21 protein-coding genes and 1 tRNA gene are annotated in these 16,821 nt (G+C 67.0%); 5 read left to right on the top strand and 17 right to left on the bottom strand.

Annotation, left to right across the window (positions count from 1 at the left end; translation table 11 throughout):
- Window positions 1-10 precede the first annotated feature (10 nt).
- Window positions 11-1,081 carry a substrate-binding domain-containing protein gene (locus tag ACOQPH_RS16345; protein WP_420622375.1) on the bottom strand — a complete coding sequence of 357 codons (1,071 nt, stop codon included), beginning with the start codon at window positions 1,079-1,081 and terminating at the stop codon, window positions 11-13.
- Window positions 1,082-1,177: 96 nt separating this feature from the next.
- On the bottom strand, window positions 1,178-1,462 hold the full coding sequence (locus ACOQPH_RS16340) for a hypothetical protein (protein WP_419551500.1): 285 nt from the start codon (window positions 1,460-1,462) through the stop codon (window positions 1,178-1,180).
- Between the two features lie 122 nt (window positions 1,463-1,584).
- On the opposite strand from ACOQPH_RS16340, the gene ACOQPH_RS16335 reads away from it, so the two are divergent.
- On the top strand, window positions 1,585-2,010 hold the full coding sequence (locus tag ACOQPH_RS16335; protein ID WP_420622374.1) for a WhiB family transcriptional regulator: 426 nt from the start codon (window positions 1,585-1,587) through the stop codon (window positions 2,008-2,010).
- 12 nt (window positions 2,011-2,022) lie between these two features.
- On the opposite strand, the gene ACOQPH_RS16330 is transcribed toward ACOQPH_RS16335, so the two are convergent.
- From ACOQPH_RS16330 to ACOQPH_RS16295, 8 genes are all read right to left on the bottom strand, one after another.
- Entirely contained in the window at window positions 2,023-2,229 is a 207-nt protein-coding gene (locus ACOQPH_RS16330; RefSeq protein ID WP_420622373.1) for a Sec-independent protein translocase subunit TatA/TatB, read from the bottom strand.
- Between the two features lie 62 nt (window positions 2,230-2,291).
- Window positions 2,292-2,570: a WhiB family transcriptional regulator gene (locus ACOQPH_RS16325; protein ID WP_419551498.1), complete on the bottom strand. Its 279-nt coding sequence runs from the start codon at window positions 2,568-2,570 to the stop codon at window positions 2,292-2,294.
- A 144-nt stretch (window positions 2,571-2,714) separates the two neighbouring features.
- Window positions 2,715-3,047 (bottom strand): TadE/TadG family type IV pilus assembly protein, encoded by a 333-nt coding sequence (locus ACOQPH_RS16320; protein WP_420622372.1) that lies wholly within the window; start codon window positions 3,045-3,047, stop codon window positions 2,715-2,717.
- Between the two features lie 59 nt (window positions 3,048-3,106).
- The gene (locus ACOQPH_RS16315) at window positions 3,107-3,388 is read right to left on the bottom strand and encodes a hypothetical protein (protein ID WP_420622371.1); all 282 of its coding nucleotides are present in this window, start codon (window positions 3,386-3,388) and stop codon (window positions 3,107-3,109) included.
- Window positions 3,389-3,440: 52 nt separating this feature from the next.
- On the bottom strand, window positions 3,441-4,238 hold the full coding sequence (locus tag ACOQPH_RS16310) for a type II secretion system F family protein (RefSeq protein WP_420622370.1): 798 nt from the start codon (window positions 4,236-4,238) through the stop codon (window positions 3,441-3,443).
- Entirely contained in the window at window positions 4,202-4,840 is a 639-nt protein-coding gene (locus ACOQPH_RS16305; RefSeq protein WP_420622369.1) for a type II secretion system F family protein, read from the bottom strand. Before ACOQPH_RS16305 ends, ACOQPH_RS16310 begins: the two co-directional genes overlap by 37 nt.
- A gap of 15 nt (window positions 4,841-4,855) precedes the next feature.
- Window positions 4,856-5,914, bottom strand: a complete 1,059-nt coding sequence (locus tag ACOQPH_RS16300; protein WP_420622368.1) for a CpaF family protein — start codon at window positions 5,912-5,914, stop codon at window positions 4,856-4,858.
- 62 nt (window positions 5,915-5,976) lie between these two features.
- Window positions 5,977-6,609, bottom strand: coding sequence for a hypothetical protein (locus tag ACOQPH_RS16295; RefSeq protein ID WP_420445806.1), 633 nt, complete (start codon window positions 6,607-6,609; stop codon window positions 5,977-5,979).
- Between the two features lie 151 nt (window positions 6,610-6,760).
- Here ACOQPH_RS16295 and ACOQPH_RS16290 point away from each other — a divergent pair.
- Window positions 6,761-6,856 (top strand) — tRNA-Sec (locus ACOQPH_RS16290).
- Between the two features lie 220 nt (window positions 6,857-7,076).
- Here the strand turns inward: ACOQPH_RS16290 and ACOQPH_RS16285 are convergent.
- Both ACOQPH_RS16285 and ACOQPH_RS16280 read right to left on the bottom strand, forming a co-directional pair.
- Entirely contained in the window at window positions 7,077-7,961 is an 885-nt protein-coding gene (locus ACOQPH_RS16285) for a metallophosphoesterase family protein (RefSeq protein ID WP_420622367.1), read from the bottom strand.
- 48 nt (window positions 7,962-8,009) lie between these two features.
- Window positions 8,010-9,050, bottom strand: coding sequence for a sigma-70 family RNA polymerase sigma factor (locus ACOQPH_RS16280; protein WP_420622366.1), 1,041 nt, complete (start codon window positions 9,048-9,050; stop codon window positions 8,010-8,012).
- Between the two features lie 145 nt (window positions 9,051-9,195).
- Between ACOQPH_RS16280 and nadE the strand changes: the two genes are divergently transcribed.
- Window positions 9,196-11,016 (top strand): NAD(+) synthase, encoded by a 1,821-nt coding sequence (gene nadE, locus ACOQPH_RS16275; protein WP_420622365.1) that lies wholly within the window; start codon window positions 9,196-9,198, stop codon window positions 11,014-11,016.
- 9 nt (window positions 11,017-11,025) lie between these two features.
- Here the strand turns inward: nadE and glnII are convergent, their stop codons facing one another.
- Window positions 11,026-12,039, bottom strand: coding sequence for a glutamine synthetase GlnII (glnII, locus tag ACOQPH_RS16270; protein ID WP_420622364.1), 1,014 nt, complete (start codon window positions 12,037-12,039; stop codon window positions 11,026-11,028).
- A gap of 307 nt (window positions 12,040-12,346) precedes the next feature.
- On the opposite strand from glnII, the gene ACOQPH_RS16265 reads away from it, so the two are divergent.
- Together ACOQPH_RS16265 and ACOQPH_RS16260 are read left to right on the top strand one after the other, a co-directional pair.
- A complete protein-coding gene (locus ACOQPH_RS16265) occupies window positions 12,347-13,678 on the top strand; it encodes a glutamine synthetase family protein (protein ID WP_420622363.1) in 1,332 nt (443 codons plus the stop codon).
- A gap of 38 nt (window positions 13,679-13,716) precedes the next feature.
- Complete coding sequence (locus ACOQPH_RS16260; protein WP_420622362.1) at window positions 13,717-14,379, top strand: winged helix-turn-helix domain-containing protein; 663 nt, start codon at window positions 13,717-13,719, stop codon at window positions 14,377-14,379.
- 4 nt (window positions 14,380-14,383) lie between these two features.
- Here ACOQPH_RS16260 and ACOQPH_RS16255 read toward each other — a convergent pair whose 3' ends face one another.
- The 4 genes from ACOQPH_RS16255 to ACOQPH_RS16240 form a co-directional block, all read right to left on the bottom strand.
- Window positions 14,384-14,539, bottom strand: a complete 156-nt coding sequence (locus ACOQPH_RS16255; protein ID WP_420622361.1) for a hypothetical protein — start codon at window positions 14,537-14,539, stop codon at window positions 14,384-14,386.
- Between the two features lie 39 nt (window positions 14,540-14,578).
- Window positions 14,579-14,926 carry a RidA family protein gene (locus tag ACOQPH_RS16250; protein ID WP_420622360.1) on the bottom strand — a complete coding sequence of 116 codons (348 nt, stop codon included), beginning with the start codon at window positions 14,924-14,926 and terminating at the stop codon, window positions 14,579-14,581.
- Between the two features lie 29 nt (window positions 14,927-14,955).
- Entirely contained in the window at window positions 14,956-15,417 is a 462-nt protein-coding gene (locus tag ACOQPH_RS16245; RefSeq protein ID WP_420622359.1) for a pyridoxamine 5'-phosphate oxidase family protein, read from the bottom strand.
- 76 nt (window positions 15,418-15,493) lie between these two features.
- Window positions 15,494-16,774 (bottom strand): ATP-binding protein, encoded by a 1,281-nt coding sequence (locus tag ACOQPH_RS16240; protein ID WP_420622358.1) that lies wholly within the window; start codon window positions 16,772-16,774, stop codon window positions 15,494-15,496.
- Window positions 16,775-16,821: the final 47 nt, after the last annotated feature.

Here is a 16,821-nt window from a genome sequence, read left to right as displayed (position 1 = left end):
TCCCGGATGTCTAGAAGTTCTTGCCCGTGGTCAGGTTGGTCCAGTTGCTGCGCGACTGCTCCAAGTCGGTCGAATTCAAGTTCACGTAGCCGGCCTCGACCACGTAGATCTGGCCCTCGTCGCTCAGCATGAAGTCGACAAATGCCTTGATAGCCGGGTCCGACGCCTGCGCGGCGTCAATGTAGGTGTAGAGGAAGCGGGCGATCGGGAATTCGGCCGAGGCGATGGTCTCGGGCGTCGGAGCGACGCAGCCGTCGCCGTCGTCGATCTCGAGCAGCTTGACCACGTCGCGGTTCTCGTCGGCGAAGGCGAAGCCGACCCAGCCCAGGCTGGAGTCGTTGCCGGCGATGCCGTCGATGATCACGTTGTCGTTGGCCGACGCGTTGTAGTCGGGACGCACGGCGAAGTTCTCGTCGGCATGACCTTCTTCGACGCGGCCTTCCCAGACGTCTTCGAGGGCGATCTCGATGAAGCTGTCGAAGGTGCCCGACTCTTCGCCGGGGGCGAAGATCTCGAGTGCGCCGCCGCTGAACGGACCAGTGCCGCCCAGCTCAGCGTTCAGGCTGTTGGCGTCGGTCCAGGAGCTGAAGCCGGTGGACTCGACGCCGACCAGGCTGTAGAGGTCTGCGAAGTTCAGGCAGTCGATGGTGTCCTTGGCCGCTGCGGTGATGACCGAGATGCCGTCGATGCCGACGCTCAGCTCGATGAACTCGATGCCGGCCTCAGCAAGGCATTCGGCTTCGGAGTCCTTGATCTGGCGCGAGCTGTTCCAGATCGGAACCTCGCCGGCGCAGGCGGCCTTGTGACCGTCACCTGAACCCGGGCCCGCCACCGAGAAGGCCACTTTCGGGTTCTTCGCCGCGAAGGCCTCAGCGAGCAGGTTGGTGATCGGCTCGACCGTGGAGGATCCGGTGACGCTGATCGATCCGCTGTTTGATGCCGCGCCGTCTTCGCCCGACGAGTCTTCGCCCGACAAGTCGTCGTCGCTCGAACTGCACCCGACAGCGAACAAAGCAAATGCAATGAGCAAGGCCACGACCAGCTTCGTGGCGCGGCGCGACGACGAGCAAGGGTCTCGCATGGCAGCGAAAGCTACGAAGACCCGGTGAAATCGACGGTGGCTGCCGGTGAACGACCAGAACGGATGCCGTGAACAACCCGTGAACGCGAGTGAGGCCTACAGATCTTCCTCGTCTTCTTCGGGCATGCCGAGGTCCCAGTGCAGCTCGTAATTCTCGCGTTCGGCGTCGCGCACGACCCGCTCGCGGTTGCGGCGGAACTGCGGATCGTGGGGCGGGAGCAACTGCAGGCGTGCGTTGGTGCGGCGGCGGAATTCCTCGACGGCCGCCTCTTCGCCGTAGATCCCCGCAATCTCCCAATGGGGCGCGACAGGCCCCAGATAGATGATGCGGATGCCGACCTCGGGCGGGAGCTGTTCTGCTTCGGTGGCGATGTCGGACACAAGCTTCCTTGGGTGTAGATCGGCGCTCGACAAGGGTACCGACGTGGTTGTGGCAAACAGGTCATGAACACCACATGAAAATTCGATGAAAGTCGGCGATCTCCGGAACCAGACGCGTGTGTATGGCGTTGGTTCTCGTGATGAGGATGTACGACGATGGCCTCGCCAGCCGGGGTCTCAACTACGGAGCTTTTCTGGTCGGTTCGATCCGGGCGGCAAGGCAGAATCCCGAATTGAGCGATCTGCCGACATTGCAGGTTGCTTCTGTCCACGAGCCAAACGGCCCTGGCTCGGAGAGCCTGGCCTCCGACTGGGTCACTCGTCGCAGCTGTGCCGATACCGACCCGAACGTCTTCTTTCCCAGCGATGGGGCCGGCGTGATCGCCGCTCAAAAGGTGTGCGCAGAGTGCCCGGTGAAAGACCCGTGTCGGGAGTACGCACTCGCCCACAACATCACCCACGGAGTGTGGGGCGGGACTTCGGAGCGGCAGCGCCGCCGGATCCTGCGGGATCGTCGTCGTGCAGGCAAGCCCGCTCGCGCGGCCTGAGCGCGAGCTAGGTCAAGAGTCTTTGGGCTTGGAATCGCTCGACGAACTGCTCGGCGAGCTGCCGCCAGCCGCCTTTTCCTCGTCGCTCACGCCCTGACGGAACTCGCGCTGAGCCTGGCCGAGCGAGCGCGCCAGCTTCGGCAGCTTGGCTCCCCCGAACAGCACCAGCACGATGATGAGCAGGATGAGCAGTTCGGGCGGTCCAAGCGCGATTGCCATCACGCTCGCGAGCGTACCAGCGCTCAGTCAAGCCAGTAGCCGGGCTGGCAGGCCTCGACACGTCAGCCAGCAGCGGCGCGCCTCGTCAGGGCTCGTTGGCGGCGTACTCGGCGGCGCTCTCGCTCGCTCATGCCGCCCCAGATGCCGAACTTCTCGCTGTTCCGGAGTGCGTACTCAAGGCAGTCATCGCTAACGATGCAGCCGCGGCAGACGGCCTTGGCCTCGCGGGTGCTGGCCCCGCGCTCGGGAAAGAATAAATCGGGATCGACGCCGAGGCAGTTGGCCTGATCCCACCAGTTCCCTTCTGGTGCTTCGAGCGCTTCTTCAGTTGCGAATGCCATCGTTCCTCCCGGCAGTCCCTCGACAGGTGTGCCCGACCCCGGTTGCAGCTGCAATCTCGTTGCCGAAATTCCTGACTTGTAATTACGGGTGTGTGACTTGCATTGAACCCCATGGGTGTGACATGCGCAAGCGGCAATTTCGCGCTATCCCCCTGGACGGTCTCGGCGTTCGTCGGGCATGGCGGCCGATTCGGACAGATCGACGTCGCCGATCAGGACACCGACCAGCGGAACTTCCGTAGGCGAGCGGTAGCGCACGGTGACGCGCACCAGGTCGCGGGCGGATTCTCGCTCGACGTCGAGCCGTCCCGAATCAAGCGGGGTTGCGGCGATCACCGCGCTGCGGACGGCGTTCAGCGACGGCTCCACCGCCGCAATGCGCGCGCCGACCCGGGCCGCATGTGACACCAGCACTGCGTCACGCGCGACCAAGGCCGTCTGGACGATGCACATGAGCAGCAACACCAGGAACGGCATGAGCAGGGCCAACTCGACCGTGGCCTGCCCGTGCTGGTGGCGGCCTGGGGCGCGTGGGCTCAGGAGATGGCCTTGGTGAGGTAGTTGAACACCGCGTCGAGCAGGCGGCCGATCTTGCCGGTGGTGGTGGCCCAGGCCGTGACGGCCGCCACCAGCAACGCGATGGCTCCCGTGAGCAGGGCGTACTCGGCGGTGGTCTGACCGGTCTCGTCGGCTAACTCGACCGGCGTGAGCCGGTGGGTGCGGCGCACCGGCGGTGGGCGGCGCGCCACAGCATTCAGATGGGCAGTCGGATGGGCAGTCGGATGGGCAGTCGGATGGGCAGTTGAGAATTCCGTCATCGGAGCTCCTTGGTGGTTCTGGTTGGTTTGGGGGCGAAGCGGGTGCCGGGCATCAGGCACCGAACGCAGCGACGAGCACTGGCACGATCGCGATCAGCCCGAGCGCCGGGAGCACGCACAGCACGAGGGGGAACAGCAGCAGCACAGGCAGGCGCCGGACCCGCCCTTCGAGGCGCCGGCGGACTTCGGAGCGCAGCTCCCGCCCGAGACGCTCCAGCTCGGATGCCAGCGGAATGCCGGTACGCATGGAGCCGGTGACAGCAGCGGAAAAGGCCCGCGCGCGGGGCCCGCAGACGCGGCCGAACTCGTCCAATGCTTCGTCAAGCGGCCGATGGGGCGCTGTCAGTGCGGCGAGCCAGCGGCCGGTCGGGCTCGCAGCGTCGCGGTGGGCGAGCGCGAGCTGCAGCGAGGCCATGATCGACAACCCCGACGCCAGGGCTACGTTCATGACGTCGACGATGGCTCCCAACTCTGCCGCCACGCGATCGGGGTGCGGAATGTCGCCGCGGCGCGACCGCGTCAGGCGCAGCCAGCGGGCCGGGTGGCTGGCGAGGGAGTCCGCCGTGATGAACGCGCCCCTGGTGTGCTGCGCCGTGGCTGCGAGCAGCATCGAGCGGCGGCGCGCCGGCTCGGGCCGGGTGATGAAGCCGCCCCAGCAGACGGCTGCAGCAGCCAACCCGCCCACGACGACGGGATTGGTGAGCACGACGCTCCTGAAGATGGGGCTGTCCGCAAGCGAGCCGACCACGAGGGCGGCGTAAAGAACTGCCGTGCTCCATACCGCAGCCAACTCGCCCGTCATCGCATCTCCCGTCATCGCATCGCCCGTGCGACCGTGGCGCGCATCCATGTCACGCCCGCCAGCTCTGCCAAGGCCGCCGCGCTGCCGCAGAACCAGCCCAGCGGTGTGGACGTGAGCACTCGGGCGGCAGCGCCGCCTTCGGCCAGCAGCGCGAGCGCGACCGCCCACGGCAACGCCGCCACGACCCAGACCGAAGCGCGGGCCTGCGCTGCGTGGACGCGAGCCTCGGCGGCCATGTCGGCTCGCGCCCGGACTGTCGCAGCGACGTGGTCGAAGAGCTGCGGCTGCGCCCCCACCCGGTCCGAGGCCAGCGTCACTGCCGTCGAGAGCAGCGCCGCCTCGGATGTCTGCTCGCGTGCCGCCCATCGCTGCACGGCGCGGCTCAGCGTGACCCCACGCTCGTGCTCGTCCGAGACCTGGTCCAGCGGCAGCGACATCGGGCCATCCCCGGCGGCAGCGCGCAGCGCCTGCAGCAGTGTGTCTCCGCCACCTAGCCGGCGCGACACGGCGGCGCAGAAGTCGCCCATGTGCGCCGAACGGGATGCGACCGCCGCCCGGTCTCGACGCCGTTGCCGACGCTTGCGGAGCCACTGGCGCGCCGCCGGTGACGTGATCGCGCCCACGCATGCCAGCACCAGTACGAACAGCACGCTCAGCCGCTTCCATCACACGGCCGCAGCCACGCGCGCCGCCATGTCCAACCCAGCAACTCGCTGCAGCGAGCCGTCGCTTCGCACCTTGTAGATGGCGGTGACCGTCCGGCGCCCCTCGGGAGCGCGACTCATGTGAACGAGGCCGTCGAGGACCGACGCGATGTGCGCGCCGACATCGCCGACCGCGCCACCGGCTCGAGCAAGCTGTTCGAGCCGCCACAGCGCATGCGCGGGATCGTCGGCGTGCAGGGTCGACACCGAGCCGCGATGGCCGGTCGTGAGGGCTTGCAACAGCGCCGCTGCTTCGGGGCCGCGCACTTCGCCGATCACAAGACGGTCGGGTCGCATCCGCAGCGCCGCTGCCACCAACTCGGCCATCGTCACCGCTCCGACCCCGTCGACGTTCGGCGGCTGGCCTTCGAGGCGCACCGTGCTGACGCCCAGCCGGGGCAGCTCCGCTGCTTCCTCGACCACAACGAGGCGCTCCCGGTCGGCGACCGTGGCCAGCAAGCTCGCCAGCAGAGAGGTCTTGCCGGTGCTGGTGGGGCCGAAGACGATCAAGTTGGCCCGTTCAGCCACAAGCCGATGCAGATATTCGACGTCTGCCGGACGTGCCAACTCGCTGAGGTGGCGGATGTCGGCGGGGAAACGGCGCAGCGTGATGTACGGGCCGTCCACTGCAACCGGCGGCACGACGATGTGGCAGCGCGTGCGGTCGTCGAGCCGTACGTCCACCATGGGAAGGCGACGATCCACGCGGCGCCCCGTCGGCCCCAGCAAGTACTCGACAAGACGGTGCACCTCGGCGGCGCTGATCGAACCCAGCGTCGACAGACGGCCGCGCCGCTCGATGACGATCGGGCCGGGGCCGTTGATCATCACCTCGTTCACCTCGTCATCGCCCCAGATCTGCGCGAGCGGGCCGATGCCCGCAAGGCGGGCCAGCACTTCGGACACGAGCTCGGCAGCGTGGTTGCGGTCGAGCAGCGGTGCCGCGGAGTCCACAGCGGCCGCGACGTCACGGGCCTCGGGCGCCGGTGCCGGCAGGAACCGTTCGTGGATCTCCTCCACAAAGGCTCTGCTCGACGGCGCCCTGCTTGCCGGATGCCGCCCGACAGCCCGGGCCATGCGATTCACAAGAACGCATCCAGGGACCGCGCCGACTTCGCGCAACGGTCGAGCAGCAGGCCCGCATCGGCCCAGCGCGAGATCGAGCGGTCGACCGCCACGACGGCATCGGCATGACGTCCCAATGCGGCTTCGATGTCGGCGAGGCCCAACGCACGCTGCGTATCGGTCAGCACGATCACGTCGTCAACCTCGGCCACGACGTCGCGTGCTCGGTGCAGCGCCTGGTAACAGCAGGTCATCGTGAGAAGGCGCCGCACCCTCGGCCCCGCCACCCGGTCGAGCGCAGCCCGGCCGCGACCCGCGTCGATGATGTTGACCCGTGGCTTGGCGGCGAGCAGCGACCACAGGGTTCCGAGCCGGGCGTCGTCGATCTCGCCGCTGCCGCGCGGTAACAAGCTGACCCCGGGCGCGACATCAACCGCCAGCGCCGACGCCGCGCCCAATGACAGTTCGTCTGCCGCGGTCCACTCGGCGATGCCCGGCAGATCGGGCGCTGTGCCCAGCACTACACCGAAGTCGCCGGTGAGATCGACCAGCACGACATCGCGACCGGCGCGCTTGGCACTGCTCGCAGCAAGCAGGGCCGTCACGGTATTGCCGACACCGCCCTTCGCGCCCACATAGGCATAGATCATTGATACTCCTGAAAATCAGAGAAAACACATGAAATTCATAACGAGATGTGACCTTGGCCGATGCATAGGGGCGCGATCAATTGATTTTCCGACGAGCACGAGTGGGCTTGGCCGCTGGCGCGTGACGCGAAGGTGGGCAAAGATGACCGGCGGAGGTGTCTGAGCGCCTGGTGGGCTCCCCCGCCTTCAAAGCGGGCGGGACGGGTGATCCCCGTCCGGCGGGTTCGATTCCCGTCCACCTCCGCCAATCGAGCCGCGCGCCGTGTTCAGAAAATGTGTGCGTAGCATTCGCTGAGCCGATGACTTCGGCCAACCCGTCACAGAGGACGATGCACCATGAAAAAGCTGTTGCTCGCCGTGATCGTCGGCGCTCTGATTGTCATCGTGGTTCGGCGCCTCAGCGAGGCCTGAGCCAACCGCCGCGCCCATGGGGGCGCGTGCCGCAGAAACCAGACCGTCACCGTGAGCTAGCGCTGTCGGTTTTCCGCGCCGCCAGGACCTGCTGATCGCAATTGCAGCGTCACTGGATCGAGCACGGCCAAGCTGCCCGGCTCGCCGTTCGCGGCCAGGCCCACCACCTCGGTCAGCTCCGCCCGCCCGGTGTCGAGCAACGACGAGTGCCCGACGTGCCAGTGGCCGTGCACGACCAGCCGGGCCCCGGTGCGCCGAGCTGCCGCGCGTACCTGGGCGCTGTTCGCCTCGCCGATCTGGGTATCGCCTCGGCGTGCGAACCCCGATCCCTCCCCGACGAGTTCGCGGGCGGGAACGTCGTGGCACACCAGCACGTCCAGCGGTTCGTCGCCCAAGGCGTCGAGGTCTCGCCGGCTGATCGTCTCTCGCGGAAACCAACGCCAGCCCCGCTGGCGATAGTGCCAGCCGGGTGACCACGCACCGCCCAATGCGCCGAAGCTCGTGCCGCGCCACGTCCAGCGTGAGCCTCGAGCCGCCCACCACAGCATGGGAGCAATCTGGATCGGTTCTGTGGGCCCCCACAGCCCGTCGGGATCGGGATCGAAACCGTCGGGCGAGCGCTGGCTGCGGTGCGGTGCCGCCCGCGACGCCAAGTCCCCGAGGTGCTCATGATTCCCGTCAACGAAGACCCATGGCACGCCGCCGCCGGCCACCGCCTCGCACATCTCGGCACTGCGTTCGTCGCCTGGGCGCCACCCCAAGTCGCCGACCTGCAGCACGACCGCGCAGCCCTCGTCGGTCGCCACGGCCGACACCCGAGCCGCGACCTCGGCATTGCTGTGGATGTCCCCGCAGAGCAGGACCTGTTGCAAGGGTGCCGCTGGCAGGTTGTCGAATGCTGTCAGGTTGTCGAATTCAGGGACTGCGTCGGCGCTTGCCATCAACAGCGGCGTCCGGTGCCGACGCTTCCGGTGCGGAAGCTGCGCTGCCTACACCGACAGCAGGTCGCGAGCGCCCGTGTCGGTGCTGGGATGGCGGAGCTTCGACATCGCCCGCGCCTCGATCTGGCGGATGCGCTCGCGGGTGAGCTTGAAATGCTCGCCCACCTCCTCGAGCGTGCGGGGCTCGCCCCGGTCGAGGCCGTAGCGCAGCTTGAGGATCTCGCGTTCGCGCTCGTCCAGCGGCGACAGCAGTCGCACGATCTCGCTGGGCAGCAGCGTGGTGGCCGCCACCTCGAACGGCGACTCGGCCGCGCGGTCCTCGACGACATCGCCGAGCTCCGCGTCGCTGTCCTCGCGCAGCGGCTCCGACAGCGACAGCGGCTCGGCAGCAAACCGCAGCGCCTCAGTGACCTTCTGCTCGGGCATGTCGACTTCGATCGCCAGCTCGCCGAGCGTGGCGGGACGGCCGTACTTCAGCTCGAGGCGGGAACGGGCCTTCTGCAGGCGTGCCAGCGTGTCGCCTGCGTGCACCGGCAGCCGGATGGTGCGGCCGGTGTTGGCAATGCCACGGGTGATCGCCTGGCGGATCCACCACGTCGCGTAGGTCGAGAACTTGAAGCCCTTGCGCCAGTCGAACTTCTCGACTGCGTGCATCAGGCCCAAGTTGCCTTCCTGGATGAGATCGAGCAGCGGCAGCCCCGACGCCTGGTACTTCTTCGCGATCGACACCACCAGCCGCAGATTCGACTGCACGAACGTGCGCTCGGCTCGTACGCCTTCACGCTGGGTGCGCACGAGGCGGCGGCGCTGGGCGCTCGACAGCTTCGAATTGACCAAGGCGCTGTCGGACTCGAGGGAGTCCTTGGCAGCTATGCCCTTTTCGATCTGCTGGGCGAGCCGGACCTCGTCGTCCTTGTTCAGCAGGGGGTACTGGCCGATATCGGTCAGGTACAGGCGGACGAGATCTTCCTCGTCACGTTCGACCCTCTCTTTGGCCACTACGCCACCTCGCTGGTCGTCCCCCGCTACTACCAAGCCGGTAGCCGCCACAGCGTCCCCCCGGTGACGGCGCATCGTACCCACGTCCATCGCCGTTACCTCCGCGCGCAACATTCACTCGATTGATCCTTCGTTGCTGTTCTTTGACGCAGTGCGCGGTGGTTCGGTTCCGTGCGCCCAAATGGTGTCTTCGCCCCGGTGGTGGGGTTGGGGGGGTGGGCGTAGGGTTTGGCCTATGGCTCGGGTGCGTTTGGGGTTGGCGCAGTTGAACCTTCGGCTGGGGGACCTTGACGGGAACGCCGAGATGGTTCTGGCGGCCTACGACGAGGCTGTGGAGCTGGGCGCGCAGCTGGTGGTGTTCAGCGAGCTGACGGTGACTGGGTACCCGCCCGAGGACCTGTTGCTCAAGCCGGCATTCGTGGAGGGCGCTGCACGGGCGCTGGAGCGGATCGCTGGGGGCACCGGGAAGGTGCCTGCGGTGGTGGGCTTCCCTGAGGACAGCGGGCAGGCCGGGCCGGTGCGGTTGTGGAACTCCGCAGCGATGTGCTGGGACGGCGAGGTGCGCGGCGTGTTTCGCAAGCATCTGCTGCCCAACTACTCGGTGTTCGACGAGCAGCGCTACTTCGTGCCCGGCACCGAGGCGGGACCATTGCTGGAGATCGGCGATGTCCGTGTCGGTGTCTCGGTGTGCGAAGACCTGTGGGGGCCGCCTCGGACTGCTGACGCCGCCGCCGACGACGGTGGGCTGCCCTCAATCATCGGGGGCGAGGCCGACACCAGTCCAGCGCTCGCGCAAGTTGCCATGGGCGCGCAGCTGTTGGTGAACCTGAACGGGTCGCCGTACCGGCGCGGCAAGCAAGCCGACCGAGAGGCGGTCGCTCGGACCCGTGCCTCGGCGCTTGGCGTTCCGGTCGTCTACGTCAACCAGGTGGGCGGGCAGGACGAGCTGGTCTTCGACGGCAGCTCGTTCGTGACCGGCGCGGACGGCAGCGTCGTGTGCCGGCTTCCTGCCTTCGCCGATCAGGTCGCCGTCTGCGATCTGGACATCGGAGACGCCCAGCGTTCCCCATCGTCCGGCGAAGGCGCGGCACAAAGCGTGCTGACGCCGCCGCTCGACCCGCTGGAGGAGGTGTGGCTGGCGCTGGTGGTTGCGACCCGCGATTACGTCCGCAAGAACGGCTTCACCGACGTGGCTGTCGGACTGTCCGGCGGCATCGACTCGAGCGCTGTCGCAGCCATCGCCACCGACGCACTCGGCCCCGAACACGTCCACGGCGTCTCCATGCCGTCGCGCTATTCGAGCGCAGGATCTCGCACGGACGCCGCCCAGCTCGCCGCCAACCTGGGCATCGACTTCAGAACCGTGCCGATCGAGCCCGCGCACGCAGCCCTGGCCGGAATGCTCGAGGGCGCCAACCCCGGCGACGACAGTTCGGCTGCCGATCAAGCTGCTGACGTCGGCTCAACCGCCGACCGGGCTGCTGACGTCGGCTCAACCGCCGACCGAGCAGCCGCAGATCTCACCGATCAGAATCTTCAGAGCCGCATCCGCGGCGTCCTGCTCATGGCGATGTCGAATCGGTTCGGCTGGCTCGTGCTGACCACCGGCAACAAGACCGAGACGTCCGTCGGCTACACGACGCTGTACGGGGACACCGCCGGCGCGTACGCCGTCATCTCCGACGTGCCCAAGCTGGTGGTGTACGAGCTGTGCGGGTGGCGCAACCGCCAGGGCGACGGCGAACGCATCCCGCAGGCCTGCCTGACCAAGCCGCCGTCAGCGGAGCTGCGGCCCAACCAGCGCGACGACCAGAGCCTGCCGCCCTACGAACTGCTGGACCCCCTGGTGGAGGCCTATGTGGAAGGCGACCTCAGCGCGGCCGAGTTGATTGACGTTGCCGAAGAGCTCAGTGCCGACGCCGAGCTCGTGCACCGCGTGACGCGGCTCGTCGACATCGCCGAGTACAAGCGCCGTCAGTCGCCGCCCGGTCCTCGCATCACAGCGAAGAGCTTCGGCAAGGATCGGCGCATGCCGATCACGAACTTCTACCGCTAGGGCGTCAGGTCAGGCGAGGACTTCGCCGATGGTCTGGCTCAGCAGCGCAGTCACCACGTAGGGATCGGCGTTGGCGTTTGGCCGACGATCCTCGATGTAGCCCTTGCCCTCCTGGTGGACCTGCCAGGGGATGCGCACCGAGGCGCCACGGTCGGACACGCCGTAGCTGAACGTGTCGTAGCGCTCGGTCTCATGCTCGCCGGTCAGGCGCAGCTCGATGCCGTGGCCGTAGCCGACGATGTGCTCCGCGGGCTTGCCGGGGGCGCCCAGCGACTCGGCCGCTTTCACCACTGCCTCGTAGTTCTCGCGCATGGCCTTGGTGGACACGTTGGTGTGCATGCCGGCGCCGTTCCAGTCACCCTGCATGGGCTTGGCGGCGAGGCTGATCTCGATCTGGTGCTCCTCACCGGCGCGGTACAGCAGGTAGCGGGCCAGCCAGATCTCATCGCCCACGGTGAGGGCGTCGACCGGGCCGATCTGGAACTCCCACTGCCCGGGCATGACCTCGGCGTTGGTGCCCGAGATGGCCAGGCCCGCGTCGATGCACCAAGTGGTGTGCTGCTCGACCACATCGCGGCCGTGGATGCGCAGCGCACCGACACCGCAGTAGTAGGGCCCCTGGGGACCGGGGAAGCCGTTGGGCGGGAAGCCCGAGGGCCACTTCGTGACCGGATCGAGCATGGTGTATTCCTGCTCGAGCCCGAACCAGAAGTCCTGATCGCCGTACTCGTCGAGGATTGCCCGCAGCTTGGCCCGCATGTTGGTGGGGTGCGGCTCCAACGTCTCGGGCAGGAGGGTCTCGCACATCACCATGATGTCGTTGCCGCCGCGCAGCGGATCGGGACAGGTGTAGACGGGCTGCAGCACGACGTCGGAGTCGCTTCCTTCAGCCTGGTTCGTACTGGAACCGTCAAATCCCCAGATGCCCGGCTCTTCGCCGTCGGCAAGGACCTTCGTCTTGGAACGCACTTCGACCGTGGGCTCGGTGCCGTCGGTCCAGATGTACTCAGCCCGGTAGGTCACAGCATGCTCCTTCGCTGAATCGGATGTGAACTGAATCGGATGTGAACCAGGGTGGATCGGGTGTGGCCGGTGAGCCTGCGCGCAGCTGGCTCGGTCGGCGGCTGACACCAATATCCGTGCGCACGATACAAACGAGCCAGGGTTTCCGGGCCATTGCTCAATTGTGAACAACGCGTGAAGCTGGCTCTGGTGCCTGGTTTTGGCCTCATATCACCGCCGACAATGGGGGCTCAGCCACTGGGACCCTGCCGGTCCTCCACCGAGGACTTTGCGACCCACTGAGCCGAACCGGAAGGGGAAGGTCGCCATGGAACGACCGCAGGACTACGTGCTGCGCCGCGTCACCGAACGGGGCGTGCGACTGATCCGTCTGTGGTTCACCGACGTGGCCGGCCAGCTGAAGTCATTCGCCATCTCGCCGGCAGAGCTGGAAACGGCCTTCGAGCAGGGCATGGTGTTCGACGGGTCATCCATCGAAGGCTTCAGCAGGATCGCTGAGGCCGACATGGTGGCCCAGCCCGATCCGGAGACGTTCGAGCTCATGCCGTCGCGGACCAGCGACGATATCTCGGCCCGCATGTTCTGCGACATCACCGCTGCCGACGGCACGCCGTTCAGCGGCGACCCGCGCGGCGTGCTGCGACGGGTCATGGACCGGGCGCGCGCCGCCGGTTACACGTTCTATGTCGCACCCGAGATGGAGTACTTCCTGTTCGAGCCCGAACGGGCCGACGGGCGCCCCGTGCCTCTGGACGGGGGCAGCTACTTCGACCTGACCACCGCCGACATCGCGTCGGACATCAGGCATCGCACGCTGAGTGCGCTCGAGGCGATGGGCATACCCGTCGAGTACTCGTTCCACGAGGACGCGCCGTCCCAGCACGAGATCGACCTCCGCTACGCCGATGCGCTCACCATGTCCGACAGCGTGATGACATTCCGGCTGCTGGTGCGCGAGATCGCTTTCGAGCACGGCGTGCATGCCACGTTCATGCCCAAGCCGCTGGCTGGGGTGCAGGGCTCGGGGATGCACACCCACCTGTCGCTGTTCTCCGAGGGGCGCAACGCCTTCAGCGACCCCAGCAGTGCGGACGGGCTGTCCGACGTGGCGCGGGGCTTCGTGGCGGGGTTGCTGGCCCACGCACGCGAGATCACCGCCGTCACGAACCAGCTCGTCAACAGCTACAAGCGGCTGATTGCGGGGTACGAGGCGCCGGTGGGGATCTCGTGGGCCCGCAGCAACCGGGCGGCGCTCATCCGGGTGCCGCCGACACGCAACGAGGCCGAGGAGGCGACGCGGGTCGAATACCGGGCGCCGGACCCCGCATGCAACCCGTACCTGGCGTTCGCCGTCATCTTGGCCGCGGGGCTGAAGGGTATTGAAGAGGGGTACGAGCTGCCGCCTGAGACGCCCCCGTCGATCACCGGCTACAGCGACCACGGCGGACCGGCCTACGGGCACAACCTGCCGGCCTCGCTGGACGAGGCGCTCGACGAGATGGAAGGCAGCACACTCGTGGCCGAAACGCTGGGCCAGCACCTGTTCCGCTGGTTCTTGCGCAACAAACGGCGAGAATGGTCGGCGTACCAGACCCAGGTGACCCAATTCGAATTGGACAACTACTTCGCCGCTGTGTGAACTGTTGAGTGACCATGTACGCCGTCCACCCCGCCTCCGTGAGCGCCGAGCTAGCGCAGTTCCTGGATCTGGGCGGCTACGCCTGGAAGCCGGTGGCCAGTGCGGCCGACGTGACGGCGGCCGCGCCGTCGGAAGGTTGGACCGGGGCGATCATCCGGCTCGACGGCGGCAGCGGGGACGGCGGCGGCACCGATGCTGCCTGGGCGGTGGCGCGGGCGCTGCGTGAGAACGCGTCGGCCACGCTGGGAGTGCTGGTGCTGGTGCGCGGCAACGCGCTTGACGAATTGACCATGCGCGACGAGCTGTTCGACGACTTCTGCCTGGACCCGTTTCACCCGCGCGAGCTGGAGGCTCGCCTGGCGCACTTGGCAGCCGCATCGAGTGGCCCCTCGACCGAGATCATCACCTACGGGTCGCTGCGCATCAATCTCGACACCTACGAAGCGGTGGTGGACGAGCGTCCGCTCGACCTCACCTACATGGAGTACGAGTTGCTGCGCTTCCTGGCTTCTCAGCCGGGGCGGGTGTTCACGCGTGAAGCGCTGCTGAACCAAGTGTGGGGATATGAGTACTACGGCGGTGCCCGCACGGTGGATGTTCATGTGCGGCGGCTGCGAGCCAAGCTGGGCGAGGAGAACGCCAACCTGATCCAGACCGTGCGATCGGTCGGCTACCGGCTCGGTACTTACCGCTGGCGCTAGCTGGCTAGATGTTTGTTTCGACGAGGGAGCTGCCTTCGTGGCGGGCTTCAGCGTCGTCTCCGAGGAGCTTGCCCAACAGGGCAGCTACGGCGGCCAGTGAGATCGTGATGATGAACGGGCTCAGCAGGAGCACGATCACGATGAGGATGCCGCCGAACATGGTCCGCAGCGTAGTAGGCGGGCGGGCCGGGTCAGGGAGCTATTCGGGCAGGTGCGCGATGGCTTCGATCTCGACTTCGGCACCGAGCGGCAGGGCTGCCACGCCGATGGCGCTGCGGGCCGGGCGATGCTCGCCGAAGGCCTCGGCGTAGATCGAGTTGACCAGCGAGAAGTTGCCGATGTCGGTCATGAAAACCAGGCATTTGACGACATCGTTGAGCGTGCCTCCGGCCTCGGCGAGGGCCTCTTCGACGTTTGCAAGAACGGCGCGGGCCTGGGCCTCGACGCCATCGACGAGCGCGCCGTCCTGCAGGCCGATCTGGCCTGAGACGAACATGAAGTCGCCGGCTCGGTACCACTTCGAATAGTGAGCGATAGGTGCAGCCATCGGTATGCCTTCGTTCCCCGGTGATCAGTTCAAGAGATGCTGCCGGCGTTGGACGTGATGTGATCCAGCGCGATGAAGACCGCCAGGCGACGCTGGCGGGCCATCACCCGGTCGTACTCGTCCAAGTCCTCGTGGTTGCCGCCGGCCGAGCGGAACACCTCGCGCAGCAGTTCGGGAATGTCGGCGTCGGTGACGCCGTCGGCGGGATCGTCGAGGCCGACCAGCTGCGCGTTGCCGTGGACAGCCACCCAATCCCAGCGGTGGCGGAACGCGACCGCTGCCCGGGGGTCTTCGCGCAGCAATCGAGCCTTGCGAGCCTTGCCCGCCACCACGCAGGCGACGCTGGTCTCGCCGGTTACGGGGTTGTCCATGACCCCGGCGTTGATAATCGACACGTGCGGGTTCCCGCTCGCGTCGAGACAGACGAAGCTGCAGAGTCCGTCCTCGGCTGCGCTGAGGCGGCGGAGCTTGTCAATTGCTGATTCAGCCATCGCCGGGTGACGCTAGCGCGGCGCGCCCGGTCGGGAGTTGGGGTGGGGCTCCTGCGCTTAGCCAGGTTGCAATGCGTTACGCCCCCAGGAGTGCCGCCGGAACAACAGCTATGCCATCGCGGCGACGGTACGCGTGGGATCCGGTGGTGATGACCGCGGCGTCAAGCAGGTCGGGCCCCAGACGTTCGCTCAACCAACGAAGGTGACGCAGATCACGTTCCTCCACTGAGGAAGTGAGCTTGACTTCGAGCGCCACCACTGTGCCGTAGCCACGCTCGACGATCAGATCGACTTCACGCTCGCCGCCATGGGTGCGCAGGTGATGAACCCGTGCTTCGTTCTGTTGCGCATAGACCTTCACCGACAGCGTGACGAGTGACTCGAAGAGAGCACCGAGCAATGGTCCATTGCGAGCAATTGCCGGACCGCCAGTGGTGCCGGCGAGAAGTTCATCGGCGTCGCAGCCGAGCAGCCGAGCAGCCAACGCAGGATCGGCAAGGTGATGGGTGGGTGACCCAGCTAGACGGCGCAACGGGTTCCCGGTGGGGTGCCAAGCCGAAACCTCGTCGAGCAGCCACAGCTGTTCCAGAGCCGTCCGGTACGTGAGAGTGGTGGATCTCGCTGGTTTGTGGCCTTGGGACGTCGCCGCTGCGTCACGCACGGTTTCGAACGATGCTGTCGTTGAGGTTGCTGCTGCGTAGGCCATCAGCCAGCGACGCAACGTTTGGGGATCACGTACACGACGGTCGAGGTCATCGAAGTCGTGCTCTGGGATCCGGTCCAGGTATCCGTCGAGGGCAGACCGCCGAAGACGACTCGAGAGGCGCCGGATTCCCGGAAAGCCAGACCGCATGATCTCCTCGGCGTAATCGACGATGGTTGCATCGGTCTCGCCCGTCAAGTCGGGCCGGGTGCCACTCAGCAATGAACCGAGACTGACCGTGGGCACCACGGGCATTCGTTCCGCCAAGGACATCGGTCGCATTCGAACGGTCACGATTCGACCTGCCCCCGAGTGCGTCGGCTTGCGGGTTGGCGTTGCTGAACCGGTCAGCAGGAATCTGCCCGCAGTACCGTCTGCGTCCACTGCTCGCCGCACGACGTCCCACGACTCGGGCATTCGCTGCCACTCGTCAATCAGAATTGGCGGTTCGCCCTCGATCAATCTCTGGCGTTGAGCTCGGATCAAGGCGTACTGGTCGGCGTCGTCGAGCCGGTGAACGGTCTTGGCCCGCCGCAATGCAGTCTCGGTCTTGCCGACTCCGCGGGGCCCCTCAATGGCGATCGCCGGCAGACCCTCGATGAGCTCGTCCAGTTCTTGGTCGACAATTCGAGGGATGTAGCCGTCCGGTGACATAGCTCAACACTACAGATTCGACGCACTGTGAACTACAGATTCGACGC

The sequence above is a fragment of the Candidatus Poriferisodalis sp. genome, from assembly GCF_965221945.1.
GTDB lineage: Bacteria > Actinomycetota > Acidimicrobiia > Acidimicrobiales > Poriferisodalaceae > Poriferisodalis.
This window is presented reverse-complemented; position numbering and strand designations above follow the sequence as displayed.

Bases quoted from the DNA above. Each gene is read 5' to 3' on its own strand.
- ACOQPH_RS16250 (WP_420622360.1), bottom strand. From the start codon at position 14,926: ATGGCTGCACCTATCGCTCACTATTCGAAGTGGTACCGAGCCGGCGAC.
- ACOQPH_RS16280 (WP_420622366.1), bottom strand. From the start codon at position 9,050: ATGGACGTGGGTACGATGCGCCGTCACCGGGGGGACGCTGTGGCGGCT.
- nadE (WP_420622365.1), top strand. From the start codon at position 9,196: ATGGCTCGGGTGCGTTTGGGGTTGGCGCAGTTGAACCTTCGGCTGGGG.
- ACOQPH_RS16295 (WP_420445806.1), bottom strand. From the start codon at position 6,609: ATGATCTATGCCTATGTGGGCGCGAAGGGCGGTGTCGGCAATACCGTG.
- ACOQPH_RS16315 (WP_420622371.1), bottom strand. From the start codon at position 3,388: ATGACGGAATTCTCAACTGCCCATCCGACTGCCCATCCGACTGCCCAT.
- ACOQPH_RS16325 (WP_419551498.1), bottom strand. From the start codon at position 2,570: ATGGCATTCGCAACTGAAGAAGCGCTCGAAGCACCAGAAGGGAACTGG.
- ACOQPH_RS16310 (WP_420622370.1), bottom strand. From the start codon at position 4,238: ATGGATGCGCGCCACGGTCGCACGGGCGATGCGATGACGGGAGATGCG.
- ACOQPH_RS16335 (WP_420622374.1), top strand. From the start codon at position 1,585: ATGGCGTTGGTTCTCGTGATGAGGATGTACGACGATGGCCTCGCCAGC.
- ACOQPH_RS16330 (WP_420622373.1), bottom strand. From the start codon at position 2,229: ATGGCAATCGCGCTTGGACCGCCCGAACTGCTCATCCTGCTCATCATC.
- ACOQPH_RS16345 (WP_420622375.1), bottom strand. From the start codon at position 1,081: ATGCGAGACCCTTGCTCGTCGTCGCGCCGCGCCACGAAGCTGGTCGTG.
- ACOQPH_RS16265 (WP_420622363.1), top strand. From the start codon at position 12,347: ATGGAACGACCGCAGGACTACGTGCTGCGCCGCGTCACCGAACGGGGC.
- ACOQPH_RS16255 (WP_420622361.1), bottom strand. From the start codon at position 14,539: ATGTTCGGCGGCATCCTCATCGTGATCGTGCTCCTGCTGAGCCCGTTC.
- ACOQPH_RS16320 (WP_420622372.1), bottom strand. From the start codon at position 3,047: ATGCCGTTCCTGGTGTTGCTGCTCATGTGCATCGTCCAGACGGCCTTG.
- ACOQPH_RS16240 (WP_420622358.1), bottom strand. From the start codon at position 16,774: ATGTCACCGGACGGCTACATCCCTCGAATTGTCGACCAAGAACTGGAC.
- ACOQPH_RS16285 (WP_420622367.1), bottom strand. From the start codon at position 7,961: ATGGCAAGCGCCGACGCAGTCCCTGAATTCGACAACCTGACAGCATTC.
- ACOQPH_RS16245 (WP_420622359.1), bottom strand. From the start codon at position 15,417: ATGGCTGAATCAGCAATTGACAAGCTCCGCCGCCTCAGCGCAGCCGAG.